Below are 15,233 nucleotides of genomic sequence, written 5' to 3'. Positions count from 1 at the left end.
TGTCGCGCGGCGGTTCAGTCCGCCTGCAGCGCGAGCATGGGTGACGTCGTCGCCGTGCGGGAGGCCGGCAGGACGGAGGCTGCCAGTGCGAGGATCAGCGCGACCGTGACCGTGAGAGTGAGCTGGCCGTAAGGGATCGTGGGAATGCTGAGGTCGGGCAGCGCACCGAGGAGCAGGGTGCCGTAGAGCGCGCCCAGAGCGGTGCCCGGGACAGCCGCGTACAGGCCCAGCAGTCCGGCCTCCCAGGCCAGTACGGAGCGCAGCCGCGAACCGCGCATGCCCACAGCGCGCAGTACGCCGTTCTCACGGGCGCGTTCCATGACGGACAGGGTCAGTGTGACCGCGACGCCGACGAGCGAGACCAGAACGGTGATGCCGACCAGGCCCAGGGCCATGATCCGTAGGTCGCCGATCGACTGCCGGGTGGTGATGCGGTCCTCACCCGTGTAGGTGAGGTGCAGCGCTGGGTCGAGCGGCAGGACACGGTCCAGGGGGCCGCGCAGGGACGCCGGGTCGGCGCGGTCGGTGGCGTTGACGTACAGGGATCGTACGGACGCGTGGGGAGCCAGCTTCGCGAAGTCCTGTGGGAGGAGGGCGATATCACCGAGGGCGGGGTTGTTCGCGGGATGGATCCGGGCCGCCTGGGCGCTGATCGTCTTGCCGTCGGCCGTGCGCACGGAGATCCTCTCGCCGGTCCGGACGCCGAGAGCCGCCGCCGTGGTCGTGGACAGGCTGGCCTGTCCGGGCCGCAGCGTTCCCCGGTCAGGGACGGGGACGGTGCCGGTGAGCAGTTCGGGCACCGCGCTCGGGTCGATGCCGTGGATCTCGTAGTCGCGGTAGCGGCCCCTGGGCCCGGCGGCCGAGCCGTCGCCAACGGTGACGGGCACCACGGCGCCGGTCTCGGGCAGCGCCCGGACGTCTCTCACCACGTCCGCGGTGAGAGCCGACTTCCCCGTCCGCGGAACGTCGATCACCACGTCGGCCGGGTCACGCGCCGCCAGCCGCCGGTCCATGCCGTTCTGCACGGAGGTCAGCGTCACGAGCACCGCGGCGACCATGCTGATGCCCAGCATCAGGACCACCGCACAGGCCGCGCTGCGGCGTCCGGCGCGGCCGAGGTTGCGCAGCGCCAGCGCGCCGTCCAGCCCGGCCACCGCCCGTACGGGCCGGTGCGCGACGCGCACCGTGGCGCGCAGCAGCGTGGGCCCGAGAGCGAGGAAGCACCCGAACAGGGCGATTCCCGAGGCGACGGAGCCGATGGCCGCCGCGCCGGAGTCCGCGCCGCCGCCGAACTCGGCCGCCGTGCCGAGCAGCAGCGCAGCGGCCAGGCAGAGCACCCCGGTCAGCGTGCGCACCCGGCCGGTCCGGTCCGGAGCGTTGCGGGTCGCCGCGCTGGACAGCGCGGTCACCGGCGCAATGCGTGCCGCCGCCCAGGCCGCCGGTGTGGCTGCGCCGACGGCGGCCAGCACCGAGACGAGCACACAGCCGAACAGGGTCGGCACCGGCAGCTGCGGGCCCGGCAGGCCGCTGAGTGCGGTGACAGCGGCGGCGCAGCCGACGGCCGCACCGACCCCGAGCATTCCGGCGACCAGCCCGGCGAGCGCCGCCTCCGTCAGCACGGACCGCATCACCTGCGCCGGGCGGGCGCCGATGCAGCGCAGGAGGGCCAGCCGCTTCTGGTCGCGGGCGAGCAGCACCCGGAACGTCGTGGAGACGATCACGGTTCCGGCCAGCAGCGCCACCACGACGAAGGCGGTGAGCAGCGTGGACAGTGCGCCGACGGAGCCCCTCTCGCTCCCCTTCGTGCGTATCTCGGCACCGGTCCAGGTGGTGAAGCCCGCGCCCAACTCCTTGCCTGCCATGGCCTTCACCTCGGCGGCGGGGCGGTCGCCGGCGCGCAGCAGCGCCTGCTGCCAGCCTTTGGTGCCCAGCCATGTGCGGGCGTTCGAGGGGGTGGTGAACACCCCCGTAGCCAGGGCCTGGGGCGCCTGCACGACGGCCGTGATCGTCACGGTGCGCGGTGCGCGGTGCCGGGTCGCGGAGGTAAGCCAGGATTCCTGCGGCACCAGGGTGATCCGGCTGCCGACGCCCAGCCCCCGGCGCTCGCCCATCGCCTTGGTCACCGCGACTTCTCCGGGCCGCTCGGGCAGGGTGCCGCGCACTGGGCGGACGATGGCCTGGGGCCCTGTCAGCGCCGTACCGATCAGCGGGTACGGGTCACGGCCGGCGCCTTCGACGAGTGCCTCGCCCCTGGCGACCGGCTGCGCCTCGGTCACCCCCGGAAGGCTGGTCAGCCGCGCCAGCCGTGCGTCGTCCAGCAGGTGCTCGCCGTCAGTACCGACGACCACGCTCGTGCCCGCCGCCACGGTGGACAGGGTGTCCCCCAACTGCCGCTTCAGCGTGGCGGTGAAGACTGTGGAAGCGGTGAGGAAGAAAGCCGTCACGATCAGTGTGCAGCCGGTGAGAAGCAGCCTGGACGGCCGCTGCCCGATCCTGCGTACGGTCGCCGAGACCAGTCCCGATGCTGGTGTCGTCATCGTCATCTCCCCTTCAGCTTCTGCAGGGCATTGAGGACGGTCTCGGGGGTGGGCGCGTCGAGGCTGCCGCCGACCCGGCCGTCGAGCAGCAGCACGACCCGGTCGGCGTACGCGGCGGCGGTCGGGTCATGGGTCACCATGACGACGGTCTGGCCGAACTCGCGTGTGGAGTAACGCAGGAACTCCAGTACGTCGCGGCCCGACGAGGCGTCCAGATTGCCGGTGGGCTCGTCGGCGAAGACTACGGCCGGCCGGGCCGCCAATGCCCTTGCGATTCCGATGCGCTGTTGCTGGCCGCCCGACAACTCCGAGGGCTTACGGTCCAGTTGGTCGCCGATCTGCAGTGCGCCCACGACCGTGTCCAGCCAGTCGTGGTCGGGACGGCGGCCCGCGATCTCCAACGGCAGCAGGATGTTCTCCGAGCCGTTCAGCTCCGGCAGCAGGTGGTACTGCTGGAAGACGAAGCCGATACGATCGCGGCGCAGGTCTGTCCGTTGCCGTTCGGACAGTGCGGTGATCTCGGTGTTCTCGATGGTGATCGTTCCGGAGGTCGGCCGGTCGAGGCCTGCCAGGCAGTGCATCAGGGTGGACTTCCCGGAGCCGGAGGGTCCCATGATCGCCATGAATCGTCCCTGGGCGATCCCCAGATCGACCCCCCGCAGAGCGTGCACCGTCGCTGTCGCGCCGCTGCCGGCCGCCCCGGGGCCGTACACCTTGGTGACGCCGGCGGCGCGGATCGTCGTAGGAGTGAGCAGGTTCGCGGTCATCGGATCAGTTCTGCACGCTGACGTTGCACGACAGGTTGCCCTTGGCGTCGGGCTTCTTCTCTTCCTTCAGTTTGCCGTCGACATAGATGCGGCAGACGGTGCCGGGGGCCGCGTCACTGACCGAGACGCTGTTGAAGCCGTAGCCGACGTTCTGTGTCCTGGTCCAGGGCAGCTGCTTCCCGGTGTCGTGCTTCGGCACGGTCTCACCGGAGAAGTTGTAGTCGACGTTGACGCTCCCCTTTCCGGTCACCTCCAGCTTGACGTCCCAGCTGTCGCCGAACAGGCCGCAGCTGGTGAGTGACAGGGCTGCCACGGCCGAAGCGCCCGCCAGCAGGGCGGACTTGACGTAGACACGAGACGTGCGGGACTTCATGGCGTTGGCCTGCACTGCAACTCCTTGTGATGCGCCGTCGTTGGGTGTGCCCCAGTCTGGATCGCGGCCCACGGGTGCCGGTGCGGTCGAAAGACGGCATTCGGCAAAGCCGCATCGGCCGAAAGTACGTATGTGGCCGGCTCAAGCCCGGTCGGGGGCACTCCGCAGAAGGCGCGAGGCTGTGTCCATGTGCGGCTCCGTCCGACTGAGGGGTACCGTCTCCGGGCCGAACGGCCGTCTATCCTTCGCGCCATGTTCCCACTGCGCCCGCGCTCCGCCCCGGGGTCCCTCGCCATGGCCGGCCCCTGCGCTCTGCTCCTGCTCCTGGACGGGGCAGTGGTCAGCCGCAGTGGCCTCGGCGCCGCGTTCCTCGCGAGCGGCGCCGTGGTGTCGGGCCTGGCCGCCGGGACGCTGTACGCGTACCGGACCGGACGGGAATGGCCGGCCGCGGCACTGGCCGCCACCGCCGCGGCTGTCTCCCTGCTGATGACCTCGCTGGTGGAACGTACGGTGCTGCAGCGCACCCCCGGTTGGGCCGAACTCCTCGGACTGCTGGTGCTGTTGTGTCTGACCTGCCGGTACGGACGGCGGTTGCCGCTCGTCCTGACGGCGGTGGGGCTGTTCGTGGCGGTGGTGCGCATGCAGGGCCGGGCTCCGGCGCTGACGGACCTGCCCGTGCTCGACCGGATCGACGGGCTGTTCACGCTGCTGCCGATCGGCTTCGCACTGCTGGGCGGCTATCTGCGGGCGGAGGACGGCAGACGCCGGGCCGCCACCGAGCGGGTGCGCCAGTCCGAGCGCCTCGATCTCGCTCGCGACCTGCACGACCACGTGGCCCACTACGTCACGGCCATGGTCGTCCAGGCCCAGGCCGGAGAACACACCGTGGAGCGCGATCCGGGTACGGCGCGGGAGCTGTTCGCGAACATCGAGAGGACCGGCCAGGACGGGCTGGTGGCGATGAGCCGTATGGTCCGGCTACTGCGGGACACCGGTGACGCGGGGGCGGCACCGGTCGCACCCGCCATGACGACGGTCGAGGCGCTGGTGCACCGCTTCTCCAGCCCCGGGCAGCACGCCTGGCTGAACGTGGCCGACGGGGTGGACAGCTCCACCTGGTCGCCGCAACTTGCCAAATCCGTCGAGCGATTGGTGCAGGAGGGTCTGACCAACATCCGCAAACACGCCCGCACGGCCACCACCGTGCATGTCCTGCTGGCCACCGAGGGGGACCGGCTGGTCGTCCGTGTGCGCGACGACGCGGCCCGGCCACAGCGCGGCCGGATGCGGTTCGGTCCGAGCGGCTTCGGCCTGGTCGGCCTCACCGAGCGGGTGGCCGAACTGGGCGGTGAGCTCACCAGCGGGCCGATGCCCGAGGGCGGCTGGGAACTGGCCGCTTCCATACCCATGCGGTGACGGACTCCGCCACCAGGACCCTTTGGGGGTGACGGAGCCGGAGGCGTTCGCCCAGCTCAAGCAGGACCTTGCGGTGGTGGTGAGCGCCGAGGCCCTCTTCGCCCTCACCGACCTGTGCGGGCTCTGTCCCGACGACGCTGTCGCCAGCGCCGTGCGGACCGCAAGGACACTGACCGGGGCCGCCCTCCGCTGAGTTCAACTCAACGGGCAGAATTCGACAGAGACCTACCCCGTGAAGCGACGGAGTGAAGAAGCGCCGTGAGTGTCTCAGTGGTGATCGCCGACGACCAGGAGATGGTGCGGACGGGCTTCCGTCTCATCCTGGAGAGCCAGCCCGACATCCGAGTGGTCGGGGAAGCCGCCGACGGCGTGCAGGCCGTCGAAGCCGTACGTCGGCTGCGGCCGGACGTGTGCCTGATGGACATACGTATGCCGAAGCTCGACGGCCTGGAGGCCACGAAACTGGTGCGCCAGGACTCCGGAGGCGCGACATCCCGGACGAAGGTCGTCGTCGTCACCACCTTCGACCTCGACGAGTACGTCTACGGCGCACTGCGGGCCGGCGCCAGCGGCTTCGTGGTCAAGAACTCCGGCCCCCGGCTGCTGACCGAGGCCGTGTACGCCGCCGTCAACGGCGACTCCCTCATCTCTCCCTCCGTCACGGTGCGGTTGCTCGAACACCTCGGCAGTTCGTCCCCCGCCGACACCAGGGCCGCGGCCGCGAGGCGGCTGACCGCGCAGGAGCTGAAGGTGGTGACACTGGTCGCCCGTGGCCGCACCAACAACGAGATAGCCGAACAGTTGACGCTCGCCCTCAGCACCGTCAAGAGCCACCTCAGCCGCATCCAGGACAAACTCCAGGCTCGCAATCGCGTGGAGATCGCGGCGTGGGCCTGGGAACACGGGATCGTGGGCTGAGACCGGGCCGGCGGCCGCACTAGAGGGTCTTCCTCGTCTGTTCCACGACCTCGATGAGGAGGTCGGTGACGATGTCCGGAGCGGTCACGAGCGGCGTGTGGTCCACGTCGTGGACCCGCACCGTGGAGCCCATGCGCTCAGCCATGAAGCGCTGGTTCTCGGCGGGGATCATGCGGTCCTGTTGGGCGAGCAGGTACCAGCTCGGGAGGACCTTCCACAGCGGACGACCCACCGGGGTGCTGATCGCGGCTGCCGCGATCGGACGCTGGACCGCGCGCAGCAGGGCCTGCTCCTCGGCGGTGGCCAGGTGCGCGAACGCGTTGGGGAACGCCTCGTAGGGCAGCCAGACGAGGCCGCGCTCGTTCGGCGTCACGGCCGGCGCGTCGGGGTGCGGGGTGCCGCGCATGAAGACCTCGTCGACGGTCTCGCCCTCGTCCGGCGCGAGCGCCGCGACGTAGACCAGCGCACGGACACTGTCCGCCGTGGTCGATCCGATCACCCCGCCGACATAGGCGTGTCCGGCGAGGACGACCGGCCCGCCCACGTGCTGAAGGGTGTCTTCCAGGGCCGCCACATCATCCTGAAGGGACGTCAGGGGCAGCGGCGCAGCGACGGCGCGGATGCCCTGAGCCTGGAGCCGGGCGATGACCTTGCTCCAGCTGGAACCGTCCGCCCATGCGCCGTGGGCGAGTACGACCGTGATGTCCGCTGACATGCTGAGACTCCTTGGTTACGAGAGCTGGTGGTGCGCGCGTTCCCGCGCGGTGACTGGACAGTGGAGGGCTGCCGGACCCGGGAGATCGTGCGAGACGCACCCTTCAGGGGTCCTGTGGCGGTGCGGTGCTACAACTCGCGAGGAAGGTGCGGCTCGCCGCGCTTCCATGCCGCTGGTGCCTGTCATTCCTCAGGGCCGCCACGGTGACCGCCGGTACCGGTAGGGCACGTCTCCGGCGGTTCCTGGGCGCCGATTCCCCGCGTTCGTCGAGCCGAATGAAGAGGTTTCGGGCGTTTTCATAGTGTCTGAGGGCTTGCCAGTTTCATGCCAGACAGGTTGGTGAGGTCCCGCCGAGAGCCCGGAATCCGCTCGCAGCGGGCCATGCTGGGTCGCGTCCACAGGTCACGCGCCCCCCAGGGAGGAGCCCCCTGCGGTCCGCTGTCAGGGGCTCGCCGTCCGGCCTGTCCTGGTTCCGTCCGGCCGGTTGAAGCCGGCTGAAAGGAGACCCCCTTGACCATTGACGCCACCGCCGAGCCGTTCTCCCTGACCCCTCGCGAACGGCAGGTCCTCTCACTTCTGGCGGCTGGGGGCACGTACCGGGAAATCGCCCGGAACCTCGGTGTCAGCCGGCACACCGTGGACACGTATCTGCGCCGGCTCCGCACCAAGACGGGGAGTGCGAACCGCACCCAACTCATCATGCTCGCCTTTCGGCACGGCTACCTCTCCTGAACCGACACAGAGCGGAGCCCCGGCCTCCGGGACCGGAATTTCGTGACTAGCCGGTCTTGCGGAGATACGGAAATGTTGTTCCCGGGCCGAGGAAAGGCCCACGACGCCAGGGGCGAATGCGCCGGCCACCGAGAACGAGGAGATGCGGGCATGCGCGGGAACGAACGGGGAGCGAAATCAGCACTCCGCGATCGGCTCCTGCCGGAAACCATCCGGCATGCCGAAGCCATCCCGTTCTACGCCGAACACTGGGGTAGGTCCGCCTCAGGAGAGATCGCCACGACGGACGCCCTGGCCCGGCTGCCGGTGGTCGGACGGGACGAGTTGGCCGAGCACGGCGACCGGATGGTGCATCCGGGGCGGACGCCCAGTGTCATGCTCCACAGCACCGGTACGACGACCGGACAGCCGGTGCGCCGCTTCCGGTGCGCCGAGGAATTGGCGGCATTGGACTCCTTCCGGCACCGTCTGAGCGCCAAGGCCCGGGCGCGAAGGGGTGAGAGCAATCCGATCGTCCACTTCACGACTCTGTCGGCCCGCCACCATGGTGCTGTCCTCGGTGCCCGCACCGGCGCCCAGCGTGCAGTGTCGCTCAGTCTGCTGACAGCCCGGGAGGTGGAGCGGTCAGTTGCCCTGTTGGCCCGCGACCGCCTCTTCCCCGATCTCCCGGAGCACCTCTGTGAATACGAACTGAGCGGATCGCCACAGGACTTGACCCTCCTCGCCACGGTGCTGTCCGAGCCGGGGAACGAGGCCGCGCGGCGCAGAATCCGGCGGATCGTCGCTGTGGCGGACTTCCTCTCCCGCGCCCAGCAAGATCTTCTGACCCGGACCGTGCCGGAGTCGCGACGAGTCGTGCACCGCTACAGCCTCTCGGAGGTGGCGGGAGGTGCCACCCGGTGCGAGCGCTGCTCCCTGTTTCACTTCGACGCGATCGTGGTGCCCGAGGTCGTCCCCCTGGACGGGGGCGATCCGGTGCGTGAGGGGGTGGGCCGCCTGGTGCTGACCGAGCTGTATCCCTTCTCGCAGGCGCAGCCGCTGATCCGCTATGACACCGGCGACCTGGTCGAGGCGGTCCGCTCCGACTGCGACGCCGGCGAGCTGTCAGTGGCCCTGCTGGGCCGAACCGCTCTCGTGCCGACGGTGCGCGCGAGGGGCGGCCGCGTACCGGTCTTCAGGCCCTACGCGTTGCGGGAGACCGCGGAGCGGCTGCCCGAGCTGTGCCACGCTCCTGTGTCGAGTCTGGCCCCCTGGCAGTCCACGGCGGGGACGATCCCGTTGGTAGCCTGTGAGTTCCGGCCGGCAGCGGGGCGTGCGCCGCACCGCCTGACAGTGCGCGCCGCGGTCGGGTTCCCGCCCCGCCTCCTGCCGGAGGCCGCCGCAGGGGTCTTGGAGCAGTTGCGTGCGGCGGTCCTCGCCTCCTCACCCGAACTGATGCACCTGGTGACCGAATGCGCCTGTGAGCTGCGTATCGAGATCACCGGTGACTCCTCCGCCGTCCCGCCGCTCGCGACCCGCTGAGTGCGACGGCGAACCCATGGATTTCCGGACCACGTATGTGGGCCGGATGGTACGGGCCTGCCGGCGAGCAATTCCCGGAACCGATGGCCGTACCAACCTCGGACGGAATTTTGACCGTCCGTTCGCTGGAAACCCTTTTCGGTTTCCCTCTTGTGAAGGAGAAAGTTATGGAGAACGTCGAGTACATCGTGGACGAGGTTCTCGCGGCCATCGCCGACGAGGAGCTGGACGACGTCATCGGCAGCGCCATGCTCGCCGAGACCATCTGACGCTCGGGCAGCCCACTCGTCCGAACGCGCCGCGGCGGGATGACGTGCTTGCGCGTCATCCCGCCCGGTACCGGCCATGTGATCAGAGCGACAAGGAACTCCCGCCATGCGTCGGCGCATTCCCTTTCATTCCCAGGTGACTCTGCACGGCTGTGGCGCGGCCTGTCTGCTGATGGTGCTCGGCCACCACGCCGGCCGGCGCCCGGCGGCCCTGCAGTCGCAGGAACTGGCCGACCGGCGCTGGAGCGCCAGGGAACTCCTGTCCTTCGCGCGGGAGTCCGGGCTCGCGGCCCGGGCCGTGCGGATACCGCTCGACGGTTCGGTGCCGCCTCTGCCGCGTGCGAGCATCCTCCATCTGCGGGTCGGCCACTATGTGGTACTGGACTCCCTCAGCCGAGGGCACGCGGTGGTGCTCGACCCGAGCATCGGCCGGCGGAGACTGCGCTGGACGGTCCTCGCGGCCCAACTGAGTGGTGTGGCACTGGTTTTCGGACGTTTCGCCGACATGTCGATGCCCTCGGGCCGGTCCACGCCTGCTCCGGTGAGCGCGGACCGCGGCGCGGACCTGCCGACTGGGGCGGGCAAGGGCGCGCGGCGTCCGGGCGCAGGTCGGGCGCTCCTTGGCGACATCCTCGCCGCGTTTGCCCCGGGGCTCCCAGCCCTGGTGACAGCGGCTGCGCTCCAACGACACCCGGCGTCCCGTAGGGCGTCGGCCCCCCTGACAGCGGTCGGGCTCGCCGCAACGCTCGCGTGCGCCGTCTGGGGCGGTGCCGACGGCCCACTGACGCGGTCAGCGCACAGCGCCGCCCGCTACCGTGCGGCGGACGACGTCGGGCGCACTTTGGCGCGGGCAGACATCGGCTATTTCGTCGCACGGGGCAACAGCGATCTGCTCGCCAGGTGGCGTACGGCCCCGGCAGACCGAGCCGAGCAGCGGCTCGTCCTGCCGTGGTGCCTCGCCGCGACAGGGTATGTGTCGGCCGCAGTGGTTCTCGTCGGCCGCCAGGACCGGCCGACCGCGGCAGGGCTGGCAGCTGTGTGGAGCGCACACACGGTGCTGGTTGCCGCAGCCGAGTACCGGGCCGGCATCGCGCGCCGGGAGCGGCTGCTCGCTCAGGAGTCGAGTCACCACGCGACGGCAGAGCTGCTGGCCAGCCTCGAACGGGCGCAGCCGGCCGGCGCCGAGCACTTCCGTCGCGCCCAGCAGGGCCTCGTCGCGCAGTGGCGTCGGCGGACCGGCCCTCTGCTGGAAACGATCGCCGGCCTTGCGGCGACGGAGCGGGAGGCGGATGAGGCGGTCCGGGGGGCCGGTGCCGTGGTGCCGCTGCTTGCCGCAGCCGTCGCACTGGCCCGTCGACACGGCTGCGGCCCGCAGGGCCCACTGGTCCTGGCGGTCCTCGCCGCCTCCCCCATCGCCGTCCCCACGCGGGCCGTGCGGACGCTGGTGCGACGTCGGGTCGACGCGGTCCGTCACGCCCGCCTGGCCGATCTCACATGTTCGCCGCCCGACCGGGACCGACATGCTCCGCCACTCCGGCACACCACTGCCCCGTGAGGGCCGACCTGCCGTACACCGCGGCCGCCAGGCCGCTCAGCACACCCCCATCACCGTTTCATCCTGCGCCCCGGAGGCACCCATGCAGACAGCAGCCACCTTCGCCCACCCGGGCTGGCATGCCGACCCCGAACGTTTCCTTGCGATCCTCGACAGCCCGCTGCACCGCACGGTCGCCGAGCTCCAGAACCTCATGACCGTGGTCAGCACCCGTTTCTGGGCCGAGCGGGGGGTGCAGGCGATGCATCTGCCGATCACCACGGACAGTGTCTCCAGTCCGATGGGGCTGGGCAGCGACTCCCTGCCCGTCCAGGTGGAGTTGTTCGGACGTCCCACGTACTTGGCGGACTCCATGCAGTTCATGCTGGAGTACGGCTGTCGGCTCAGCCCCTCCGGAGCCTGGTACCTGATGCCGAGCTTCCGCGGCGAAGACAGCGACGCCACCCACCTCAACCAGTTCTTTCACAGCGAGGCGGAGATACCCGGCGGCCTCGACGAGGTCATCGCCACCGTGGAGGACTACGTGCGCCGGCTCGCCGGCGCTGTCCTGGCCGAGCACTCCGCCACGGTGAGCCGGCAGGCCGGGGCCACCGGTCATGTCGAACACATGGCCGCGCTCAAGGAGTTCCCCCGGCTCACCTTCGACGAGGCCGTCCGTGTCCTCGGCGATGACCCCTCAGCGGTGCGGGACGAGGGCGGCTGGCGGACCTTGACCCGGCACGGTGAGCGACGGCTGATGGCCGAGGTGGCGCCCGTTTTGTGGGTGACCCACTTTGACCACCTCTCGGTGCCCTTTTACCAGGCCTACGCGGACGACAGCCGCAAGCGGGCCCGCAACGCCGACCTGTTGTTCGGCATCGGTGAGGTGGTCGGCGCTGGTGAGCGGCACATCGACGACATCGCGGCGCGCACGGCCCTGCGGCATCACTGCGTGGACACGGCCTCCTACGACTGGTACCTGCGGATGAAGCAAGCCCGACCGATGCTGACCTCCGGTTTCGGCCTCGGTGTGGAGCGCTGGCTGATGTGGGTGCTCGGCCAGACCGACATCCGTGACATGCAACTCGCCCCCCGCCTGAACGGAATCTCCCTGGTCCCCTGACCCGACCCGCCGGAGGCGTCGCCATGTCCTTGAATACAGCCCCCCGCAGCGATGTGCCGGACGGAGCGCAGCCCGTGAAGCCTGCGCGCTGGCGTCCCGAGCACATCCTGGACCCCTACACGTCCCTGGACCCCCACCCCTTCTACTCCTGGCTTCGCGACACGGGGTCCGTCCAGTGGAACGAGCCGACCGGGGCGTGGTACGTGACCTCGCACGCCCATGTGTCGGAGCTGCTGCTCGAACCGCGGCTCGGCGCACGGTCCAAAGAGGCCCAACTGGCGCGGCTCGACCCGGCCGGGCATGCCGAGGTGTTCGCCGTGGAGGACTTCCTCGCCCGATGGCTGGTCTTCTCCGACCCGCCGTTTCAGACGAGGGTGCGCAGGATCGTCGCACCGCGGCTCACCCCGCGCGTGATCGGTGCCCTGGACGAGGTGGTCCTCTCTGCCGCGCGGCACCATGTGCGCGGCCTGGGGGCCGGCACGCACGACCTGCTCGCCGAGGCCATCCGACCGTTCGCACTCGACGTGGTGTGCCGCGTCCTGGGGATCGAGGATGCAGACCGGGAGAGCGTGCTCGCCTGGTCCGACGCCTTGGTGCACTACCTCAGCCGACCCGGAATCGAGACGGCAGCAGCCCGCGCGGCGGCCGACGCGGCCGCGCAGCTCACCGACTACGTGGCCACCCGTGCGCTGGCCAGTCCCGCGGGACCCATCGCCGAGGCGCTCGCCGAACCTGTCCGGTGCGGCGAACTGACGGCCGCCGACGCAGCCGCCGTGTTCGCGCAGATCCTCACCGGCGGCATCGAGCCGGTGGCCGTAGCTGCGGCCACCGGAATCAGCCGGCTCGTCGGCGATGCCGAGCAGCATCGGGCTGTGCGCTCCGGGAACGTGTCCCACGGCCGGGCGGTCGAGGAGATCCTGCGTTTCTGCGCGCCCTTCCACTACGCACCACGCACCGCTGCGCACAACCTGAGCGCCGCGGGCCGACGCATCGAGCGGGGCCAGCGGGTGGTGCTCGTCCTGGCCGCCGCCAACCGCGACCCCGCCGTCTTCCCCGATCCCGACCGGTTCGACGTCCGGCGTGCGGAAGCCGACCGCCACCTGTCCTTCGGGCGGGGCGGACACTACTGCCTCGGCTCCGTACTCGCGCGACGCGAGATCGAGGTGCTCGTCAGGGAAGTGCTGGCAGCCGGCATCGCACCGGGGACACCACTGCTGCTCCCGTCATTGGGCATGACCGCCGTGGCGGAGCTGCCATGCCTGATCTGACACGTTCTCAGGTCTCCGCGCTGCTGCGCGCCGACGCAAGCCTGATCAGTCCACACGAGCATGTCGGCAGCGAACTCATCCAGCACGGAGCGGCGGACCGCCACACCTACCGGCAGTCCGTCGGCGAACTGATGACGCTGATGGCCCGGCTCCGAGACCGCTTGCTCGACGGTGCGGGCACAGTCGCGGCCCTGGCACTCCCCATGCCGTTCTACCGGTATTTCAAACCCGAGGGGACCGCCGTCGACCCCGTCACCGCGGTCCGCGCGATCCGGCGGCGCAACCACGAGACGCTCGATGCCTGCGCCGAGCACCGGGCCACGGAGGGACTCGGTCCGGGCCTGGCCGTCCCGCTGGCCGCGCTGCTGGCCGATCCCTTCCGCAGCGCCGAGATCTTCGCTCAGGAGTACGCCGACCGCCGCGAGGAGGTCTTCGCCCTCAAGTGGCATCCGGCAGCCCATCTGCGCTCACCCGCGGCCCATGTGGCACTCGGCTATCTCGAACTGGCCGCCGAGTGGGACGTGCCGATCGTCGTGCACTGCGCCCCCGCAGGACGGATGGGCGATCTACCCGCGCTACGCACGCAGCTGCTGGCCCGCGCGGCCGACGCGGGCGTACGGATCGGCGTCGCGCACGCCGGACATCTGGACCCGGCCCTGCCGCAGGTCCTGACAGCGCCGGGCGTCTACGCGGACCTGGGCCCGTGGGAGGCCCTGCGGGAGCGCACCCTGGGTGCGCCCGCGCCGACCGGCCACGACGAGCGGCTCGGCACCTTACTGGCCTCCAGCGGTAGCCGACTCATGTCTTCACTCGACTCCCCCTGGCACCTCGAGCACTGGGCGAGCGGACGGCTGTTGGGTGCGCCCGCCGAGGAGTCACTCGCACACCTGCTGGCCGCTGCTGCTGCCGTCGGCGCGCCCCGGGAGCGACTGCTGCACGAGAACGCCTACGCGTTCCTCTTCGGCGACCGCCACCACCATCGTGCGGATGAAGCGGCCGCGGCCACCCGTCCTGTTCCCTGCTGACCAGTGTGACCGGAGGTGCTGCACCCCATGGACAGCCCCGTTATTGCCGAAGCGGTCCGCAGCGGGTTCGTCGAATCCCGCCATCGCGGCGCTTTTGTCGTCCTGGACACGGACGGCTCGCCCACCCTCCGGGCCGGCGACGTGCAGCGACCAGTCTTCCCTCGGTCGTCGGCCAAGCCGCTCCAGGCCGTGGCGCTCGTGCACCCCGTCGTCGCGCTCGCCGGCCAGACGCTGGCGATCACTGCGGGCAGCCACGAAGGCCAGCCCTACCACGTCGCGGCGGTACGCGAGATCCTCCGAGCGGCGGGCCTCGACGAGACCTGCCTCGGCACGCCCGCCGCGCTTCCCTGGCCGCCCGAACCCTATCTGCGCCAAGGGGGCCGTGCCCGGTCCATCCTCATGAACTGCTCGGGCCAGCACGCCGCGATGCTCGCCGTCTGCGTAGCCGAGGGCTGGACGACCAAGGGCTATCTCCGTCCCGGACACCCGGTGCAGCTGCGGGTGCGCGCCGCGCTGGAGGAGCTGACCGGGGAGCGGACCGCTCATGTCGGCGTGGACGGCTGCGGGGTGCCAGTGCCGGCCTTCAGCCTCCTCGGCCTCGCCCGTGCCTTCCAACGCCTTGCCACCGCCCCCGCCGGCACCCCCGGCGCCGAGGTGGCGGCAGCCATGATCGCTCATCCGCGGTTCGTCGCCGGCACGGAAGGACTCGACACCCGGCTGATGCAAACCGTGCCCGGACTTCTGGCGAAGTCGGGAGCCGAGGGCATGCAGTGCGTGGCGCTCCCGGACGGTCGAGCGCTCGCGCTGTCAGTGGAGGACGGCGCGCGCCGGGCCGTGGGGCCGGTGGTCGCCGCCGTGCTGCGCCGCCTGGGCATCGCCGGCCCTGAGGTCGAAGCCGTATGCCGGTCCCGGCTGCCGGGCGCCAAGACGGATGCCGACGAGGTACGCGCCACCGTCGCCCTGTCGTAAAGCCGCCGCATCGAGCTCTGCTCATCCCCTCCCCCCTGTGCCCGACTTCCCGGAGAACACCTGAAG

The 15,233-nt window shown here is 70.8% G+C and carries 14 protein-coding genes; 10 read left to right on the top strand and 4 right to left on the bottom strand.

Annotated elements, in window-relative coordinates; all coding sequences use genetic code 11:
- Nucleotides 1-14: 14 nt before the first annotated feature.
- The 3 genes from AC4OXY_RS36605 to AC4OXY_RS36595 are packed head-to-tail and all read right to left on the bottom strand — an operon-like array spanning nt 15 to nt 3,692.
- Entirely contained in the window at nt 15-2,537 is a 2,523-nt protein-coding gene (locus AC4OXY_RS36605) for an FtsX-like permease family protein (RefSeq protein ID WP_491991740.1), read from the bottom strand.
- A gap of 2 nt (nt 2,538-2,539) precedes the next feature.
- A complete protein-coding gene (locus AC4OXY_RS36600; RefSeq protein WP_376294319.1) occupies nt 2,540-3,304 on the bottom strand; it encodes an ABC transporter ATP-binding protein in 765 nt (254 codons plus the stop codon).
- 4 nt (nt 3,305-3,308) lie between these two features.
- The gene (locus tag AC4OXY_RS36595) at nt 3,309-3,692 is read right to left on the bottom strand and encodes an MmpS family transport accessory protein (RefSeq protein WP_356025304.1); all 384 of its coding nucleotides are present in this window, start codon (nt 3,690-3,692) and stop codon (nt 3,309-3,311) included.
- 237 nt (nt 3,693-3,929) lie between these two features.
- Here AC4OXY_RS36595 and AC4OXY_RS36590 point away from each other — a divergent pair, with 237 nt between their 5' ends.
- The 3 genes from AC4OXY_RS36590 to AC4OXY_RS36580 all read left to right on the top strand — a co-directional run bounded on the left by AC4OXY_RS36590 (nt 3,930) and on the right by AC4OXY_RS36580 (nt 6,011).
- On the top strand, nt 3,930-5,093 hold the full coding sequence (locus AC4OXY_RS36590; RefSeq protein ID WP_376294316.1) for a sensor histidine kinase: 1,164 nt from the start codon (nt 3,930-3,932) through the stop codon (nt 5,091-5,093).
- A gap of 28 nt (nt 5,094-5,121) precedes the next feature.
- On the top strand, nt 5,122-5,286 hold the full coding sequence (locus AC4OXY_RS36585) for a hypothetical protein (protein WP_491991739.1): 165 nt from the start codon (nt 5,122-5,124) through the stop codon (nt 5,284-5,286).
- 101 nt (nt 5,287-5,387) lie between these two features.
- Complete coding sequence (locus tag AC4OXY_RS36580; protein ID WP_376294539.1) at nt 5,388-6,011, top strand: response regulator transcription factor; 624 nt, start codon at nt 5,388-5,390, stop codon at nt 6,009-6,011.
- Nucleotides 6,012-6,030: 19 nt separating this feature from the next.
- Here the strand turns inward: AC4OXY_RS36580 and AC4OXY_RS36575 are convergent, their stop codons facing one another.
- Nucleotides 6,031-6,726, bottom strand: a complete 696-nt coding sequence (locus AC4OXY_RS36575) for an alpha/beta fold hydrolase (RefSeq protein ID WP_491991738.1) — start codon at nt 6,724-6,726, stop codon at nt 6,031-6,033.
- Between the two features lie 510 nt (nt 6,727-7,236).
- Here AC4OXY_RS36575 and AC4OXY_RS36570 point away from each other — a divergent pair.
- From AC4OXY_RS36570 to AC4OXY_RS36540, 7 genes are all read left to right on the top strand, one after another.
- A complete protein-coding gene (locus AC4OXY_RS36570; RefSeq protein ID WP_356025294.1) occupies nt 7,237-7,458 on the top strand; it encodes a response regulator transcription factor in 222 nt (73 codons plus the stop codon).
- A 150-nt stretch (nt 7,459-7,608) separates the two neighbouring features.
- Nucleotides 7,609-8,979, top strand: a complete 1,371-nt coding sequence (locus AC4OXY_RS36565; RefSeq protein WP_491991737.1) for a phenylacetate--CoA ligase family protein — start codon at nt 7,609-7,611, stop codon at nt 8,977-8,979.
- A 375-nt stretch (nt 8,980-9,354) separates the two neighbouring features.
- Nucleotides 9,355-10,803 (top strand): cysteine peptidase family C39 domain-containing protein, encoded by a 1,449-nt coding sequence (locus AC4OXY_RS36560; protein WP_491991736.1) that lies wholly within the window; start codon nt 9,355-9,357, stop codon nt 10,801-10,803.
- 82 nt (nt 10,804-10,885) lie between these two features.
- Complete coding sequence (locus AC4OXY_RS36555; protein ID WP_491991735.1) at nt 10,886-11,905, top strand: amino acid--tRNA ligase-related protein; 1,020 nt, start codon at nt 10,886-10,888, stop codon at nt 11,903-11,905.
- Nucleotides 11,906-11,979: 74 nt separating this feature from the next.
- The gene (locus tag AC4OXY_RS36550; RefSeq protein ID WP_491991734.1) at nt 11,980-13,173 is read left to right on the top strand and encodes a cytochrome P450; all 1,194 of its coding nucleotides are present in this window, start codon (nt 11,980-11,982) and stop codon (nt 13,171-13,173) included.
- Nucleotides 13,161-14,198, top strand: a complete 1,038-nt coding sequence (locus tag AC4OXY_RS36545; RefSeq protein WP_491991733.1) for an amidohydrolase family protein — start codon at nt 13,161-13,163, stop codon at nt 14,196-14,198. Before AC4OXY_RS36550 ends, AC4OXY_RS36545 begins: the two co-directional genes overlap by 13 nt.
- Nucleotides 14,199-14,225: 27 nt before the next feature.
- Complete coding sequence (locus tag AC4OXY_RS36540; RefSeq protein ID WP_491991732.1) at nt 14,226-15,167, top strand: asparaginase; 942 nt, start codon at nt 14,226-14,228, stop codon at nt 15,165-15,167.
- Nucleotides 15,168-15,233: the final 66 nt, after the last annotated feature.

The organism is Streptomyces sp. HUAS MG56, assembly GCF_058673395.1.
Note: the sequence above shows the minus strand (reverse complement) of the source record. Positions and strands in the feature narration are given on the sequence as shown.

What these genes read in the sequence shown, in the direction of transcription:
- AC4OXY_RS36560 (WP_491991736.1), top strand. Translation starts at nt 9,355, where the DNA reads ATGCGTCGGCGCATTCCCTTTCATTCCCAGGTGACTCTGCACGGCTGT.
- AC4OXY_RS36580 (WP_376294539.1), top strand. Translation starts at nt 5,388, where the DNA reads ATGGTGCGGACGGGCTTCCGTCTCATCCTGGAGAGCCAGCCCGACATC.
- AC4OXY_RS36600 (WP_376294319.1), bottom strand. Translation starts at nt 3,304, where the DNA reads ATGACCGCGAACCTGCTCACTCCTACGACGATCCGCGCCGCCGGCGTC.
- AC4OXY_RS36545 (WP_491991733.1), top strand. Translation starts at nt 13,161, where the DNA reads ATGCCTGATCTGACACGTTCTCAGGTCTCCGCGCTGCTGCGCGCCGAC.
- AC4OXY_RS36590 (WP_376294316.1), top strand. Translation starts at nt 3,930, where the DNA reads ATGTTCCCACTGCGCCCGCGCTCCGCCCCGGGGTCCCTCGCCATGGCC.
- AC4OXY_RS36540 (WP_491991732.1), top strand. Translation starts at nt 14,226, where the DNA reads ATGGACAGCCCCGTTATTGCCGAAGCGGTCCGCAGCGGGTTCGTCGAA.
- AC4OXY_RS36575 (WP_491991738.1), bottom strand. Translation starts at nt 6,726, where the DNA reads ATGTCAGCGGACATCACGGTCGTACTCGCCCACGGCGCATGGGCGGAC.
- AC4OXY_RS36565 (WP_491991737.1), top strand. Translation starts at nt 7,609, where the DNA reads ATGCGCGGGAACGAACGGGGAGCGAAATCAGCACTCCGCGATCGGCTC.
- AC4OXY_RS36555 (WP_491991735.1), top strand. Translation starts at nt 10,886, where the DNA reads ATGCAGACAGCAGCCACCTTCGCCCACCCGGGCTGGCATGCCGACCCC.
- AC4OXY_RS36605 (WP_491991740.1), bottom strand. Translation starts at nt 2,537, where the DNA reads ATGACGACACCAGCATCGGGACTGGTCTCGGCGACCGTACGCAGGATC.